At 73.2% G+C, this 4,464-nt stretch carries 4 protein-coding genes; 2 read left to right on the forward strand and 2 right to left on the reverse strand.

Annotated elements, in window-relative coordinates:
• Positions 1–1,042: WD40 repeat domain-containing protein (locus GTW43_RS26545; RefSeq protein WP_161304498.1), on the forward strand; the 1,042-nt coding region annotated here is incomplete at its 5' end.
• On the opposite strand, the gene dapA is transcribed toward GTW43_RS26545, so the two are convergent.
• Positions 1,029–1,949, reverse strand: a complete 921-nt coding sequence (gene dapA / locus GTW43_RS26550) for a 4-hydroxy-tetrahydrodipicolinate synthase (protein WP_161304499.1) — start codon at positions 1,947–1,949, stop codon at positions 1,029–1,031. The two genes, GTW43_RS26545 and dapA, sit on opposite strands and share 14 nt — an antisense overlap.
• 191 nt (positions 1,950–2,140) lie before the next feature.
• Here dapA and GTW43_RS26555 point away from each other — a divergent pair, with 191 nt between their 5' ends.
• On the forward strand, positions 2,141–2,380 hold the full coding sequence (locus GTW43_RS26555) for a hypothetical protein (protein WP_343246123.1): 240 nt from the start codon (positions 2,141–2,143) through the stop codon (positions 2,378–2,380).
• 13 nt (positions 2,381–2,393) lie between these two features.
• On the opposite strand, the gene GTW43_RS26560 is transcribed toward GTW43_RS26555, so the two are convergent.
• Positions 2,394–4,220: an endonuclease/exonuclease/phosphatase family protein gene (locus tag GTW43_RS26560; protein WP_343246124.1), complete on the reverse strand. Its 1,827-nt coding sequence runs from the start codon at positions 4,218–4,220 to the stop codon at positions 2,394–2,396.
• Positions 4,221–4,464: the final 244 nt, after the last annotated feature.

Genomic DNA, 4,464 nt, shown 5'->3' on the forward strand with positions numbered 1-4,464 from the left:
CAGCGGCGGCGGCGAGGACGTCCGGCCCGCCGGGGTCACCGGCTCCCAGGACGTCATCGCGCACCCCGACCAGTCACCGCCGAAGGACGTCATCGCCGCGGGACGGACCGCGCTGGCCTCCTTCGCCAGCACCCGGCAGGTCGTCTTCGACAACGGCGACGGGGAACTGGTGCGGACGTACGGCGTTCTCGACCCGGACACCAGGACGTACCGCAGGACCACGCGCTGGAGCTGGCTGACCGTCGCCCCGGGACTGCGCACCGCCGCCGTCCTGGAGAAGAAGCTGCCCGCGTCGCGGATCGGACTGCTCGATCTCGCGACGAACAGGGTGAAGCGCTGGATCCCGGTGGCACAGGGGACCGCCGGGGTCCGGTTCTCGCCCGACGGCACCAGGCTCGTCGCGACGACGTACGCGAAGGACCCGGACCGGCTGTACAAGAAGTTCCCGGTGCACGACGGCAGCGGCAAGGCCTCGCCGGGAATCGACTTCCGGTCGTCCCGCACCGGGTTCGCCGTCGTCGACGTCAGGACCGGGCACAGCGAGTGGCACAAGGTGTCCGAGAACGACGACATCAACGCCCGCCAGGACTTCGAGTTCAGCGCCACCGGCCGGCTCGTGCACGCCGGTGTCATGACGGGCGGTGTGCCCGAGCAGTACTTCGACCTGAAGGGCCGCAAGGCCCCCGTGCCCGCCGCCGAACGCCATGTGCAGTGGTACGTCCAGGCGGGGCTCTCGCCCGACGGCAAGCACGTCGCCGGGGACTTCGCGGGGCGCGGCAAGGAGATCGCCGTCGCCGTGAACGACGCCCGCACCGGCGAACGGGTCGAGAAGCTGCCCGCCCAGCAGCTCGTCGCGTGGGCCGACAACAAGCGGGTCGTCGCCTGGGGCTGCGACCCGAAGCGGTGCGACGGCAAGGGGGAGTTCCGCAACCAGCTCCTGCTGATCACCCTCGGCAGCCACGAGGTCGTCCCGCTCAGCGACTTCCGCAAGGCGTCCGACGCCTACCCGGGGCGCTGGGACCCGCAGTTCACGCAGCGCTGAGCAGCGCCCCGTACGCGGCGAGGAGCCCGTCGGCCGCGGCCCGGCCGGCGGGCAGCAGGGGTGCGCGGACGGGGCCGCCGCCCGGCAGGCCCAGCGTGGTGAGGAGGGACTTCGCGGTGACGGCGCCGGGCAGGCCCCCGTTCATCATCGCGTCCGTGAGCGCGACGGTCTCCCGCTGCCGCCGCGCCGCGTCCGCGGTGGCGCCCGCGTCGTAGGCGTCGACGATCGCGCGGACGGCGGCGGGCGCGACGTTGGCCACGGTCGACACGCAGCCCGCGCCGCCGAGGGCGCGCAGCGCGAGCACGTACTCGTCGCACCCCGTGTAGTAGGCCAGGTCGGTGGCGGCCATGACCTTCTGGGTGCCGAGCAGGTCGTAGGCGCAGTCCTTGACCGCCACGATCCGGGGGTGCTCCGCGAGCGCGGTCGTCGTGGCCGGCTCGATCCGGGTGCCGGTGCGGCCCGGGATGTCGTAGAGCATCAGCGGCAGCCCGGTCGCGTCCGCGAGGGTGCGGAAGTGGGCGGCCACGGCGTCCTGCGGGGGCCGGACGTAGGAGGGGGCGGCCGCCAGCAGGCCGTCGGCGCCCGCCCGTTCGGCCGCGCGGGCGAGCTCCGTGCTGTGCCGGGTGTCCGCCGTGCCGATCCCGGTGAGCACGCTCGCGCGCCCCGCCACGGCCGCGCGCACCGCCCGCACGAGGGCTGCCTTCTCCGCGTCCGACGTCGTCGAGGACTCGCCGGTCGTCCCGGACAGCACGAGACCCTCGCAGCCCTCCGTCACGAGCCGGTCGGCCAGGTGCTGCGCGGCGTCCAGGTCCACGGCACCGCCGTCCGCGGTGAAGGGCGTGACCATCGCGCACAGGACGCGGCCGAACGGGGGTGCGGGGCGCCCGGGGGCGGTGTCGTCGCTCATGCGGGAAGTGTCGGACGCCCGACCGTGAAGCTCCACTTAAATCTGCTACGACATCGAGCGGAGCAACGCTGAGAGGTGCCTGGTGAGGCGTACGGACCGGACATCTGAGCGGGGCCGGAATTCCTTCAGACGGCCCATCGCGGATCCGATGAACCGCACAGAGAGTGTCCGACGGTTCACGAGGAGTGAGTGTGCGAGACGTGGTGACGGCCCTGGCCATGCCCGCCGTGATGTGTGCGAGCGGCATCTACGCGGCGGCCGACGCCTGGTGGCGCCGTCGCCGCCCCTCGCCTCCGCCCTACTCCCACGCAGGGCGGCGCCTGGCGGGGGAGCGGGCGGTGGCCGTCGCCGAGGCCGTGGTCGCCGACGAGTACGCGCTCCTGTCGGCGGCCGGGCGGCCGGCCGGACTCGCGGGCCGGCCGGCCGACTGACGGCGGTGCGCCGTCACGGGCGCAGGCGCAGCACCTGCGGGTCGTGGTCGCTGATCTGGTCGTGGAACTCGCTGTTGAGGTGCACGCTGTCGTACGCGAACGGGCCCCGGCGGATCGACGGGCTCACCAGGATCTGGTCGAGCACCTGGCTGTTGCCCTGGTAGTCGTACGTGTAACGCTCCTTCTTCGGCAGCGACTTGATCGCCGACCAGAGCGCGCCGCCCGCCTCCAGGCGCTGCGCGGTGCCGGAGAACTCGAAGTCGTTGATGTCGCCGAGGGCGATCACGTCCGCGTCGCGCTGCACCTTCAGGACGTCCTTGACGAACGCGTTGACCTCGTCGGCCTGCGCGTGCCGCTGCGTCTCCGAGCTGCGCGCCGGGGGCTGGTAGCGGGAGGTCAGGCCCTGGTCGCCGCCCTTGGACGCGAAGTGGTTCGCGATCACGAAGACGGTCCGGCCGCGGAAGGTGAACTCGCCGGCCAGCGGCTTGCGGCTGTTCTTCCAGGCGTCGGACGCGGGCGAGATCCGGCCGGGGGACGCGGTCAGCGCCGCCTTGCCGTGCGCGGCCCGCGTCACGCCGACGGCGGTCGTCGCGTCGCCGCCCGCGCGGTCGGTGAAGGACACCCGCTCCGGGTTGAAGAGGAACACCTGGCGGATGTTGCCGCCCGGCTCGCCGCCGTCCTGGCCGTCGACCGGGTCGATGCCGCGCCACGCATAGCGCGGGCCGCCGGCCGCGACGATCGCGTCGATCAGCTTCCCGACGGTCACGTCCGAGGCGACCGTGCCGCTGTCCTCCGCGCCGTCGTTGTCCTGGATCTCCTCCAGGGACACGATGTCGGGCGAGCGCAGGTGGTCGACGATCGCGCTCGCGTGCGCCGCGAAGGTGTCGTCGGACGGGTCGAGGTTCTCCACGTTGTACGTGGCCACGGCCAGCTCGGCGGACTTCTGCCGCCGCGTCGTCTCGCGCCGCAGCCCGCCCTGCTCCAGCGTCCCGAGGTCCCGGGCGACCAGGGTGTACCCGCCGAACTGGTTGAAGTCCAGGGGGCCTTCGGTGGTGCCGGCGAGGGTGTCACCGACGTCCGCCGCGGGGAAGTCGGCGGTGGCGCCGAGCGACTGGATCTGCAGCCGGCCGGTGTTCTGGGCGTCGTACGAGCCGTACCGGGTGCCGCCCCGGGCGGTCCGGTTCTCGTGCGGCTTCACGGTGACCCACAGCTCGGTGTACGGATCGGTCGCGGTGACGACCCGTGACGAGCCGATCCGTACGTTCTGGCCCTCGAGGGACTCGTAGTAGTCGAGGGCGTACGCGCGCGGGCGCAGCGGCAGCGCGTCGACCGAGCCCTGGGCGGCCGGGTCGCCCTGCGGGGCGTACGCGGCGGGGACCGAGCGGGCGTCGATGCGGGTGACGGGGATCTCGTGGCCCGAGGAGACGACGGTGACGGCCGGCCGGGATATCTCGGTCAGCGACTGGTTCCCGGAGGCGGCGCCGCCCGGGACGTACTCGGTGACCGTGCCGGACACCGTCACCGCGTCGCCGGCCCGCACCGTCGGCGTCGAGCCCGTGAACACGAACACGCCCTCGCTGGTGGCCGGGTCGTCGTCGGGCCGGGTGTCCTGGAACCAGAAGCCCTTGGACGAGCCGTACGCACGGACCCCGGTCACGACCCCGGCGACGTCCGTGACGGCCCGGCCCGCGAGCGGGGAGACGCGGGTGGAGCCCTGGATGTCGTGGATGGCGACGGCGTCGGCGTGCGCGGGCGTGACCGCGAGCACGGTGCCGGCCGCGCCGCAGGCGGTGACGACGGCGAGCGCGGCGAGCCGCGACCGGGAGAACACAGAGAACACAGAGGAGGCGGAGAACGCGGGACGTGCTGACTGGCTCGGCAAGGGATCCCTCCGGGGACGTGCGAGTGGCGAGCGCCGGGACGAGGGCGGATTTCTACGCGCGTCAATCTCTTTCCTGGGCAGGGGAGTTGTCAAGGTCGCGCGAGTGGCCGCACCCCGTCCGGCCTCTGACGGGTACATGAACCGGCGAAAGACTGGTCAATCCGTTCAGGGCCTGTCCGGCGGGTCATGTCGCGGGCGCGGG

This window comes from Streptomyces sp. SID5785 (assembly GCF_009870065.1).
Lineage (GTDB): Bacteria > Actinomycetota > Actinomycetes > Streptomycetales > Streptomycetaceae > Streptomyces.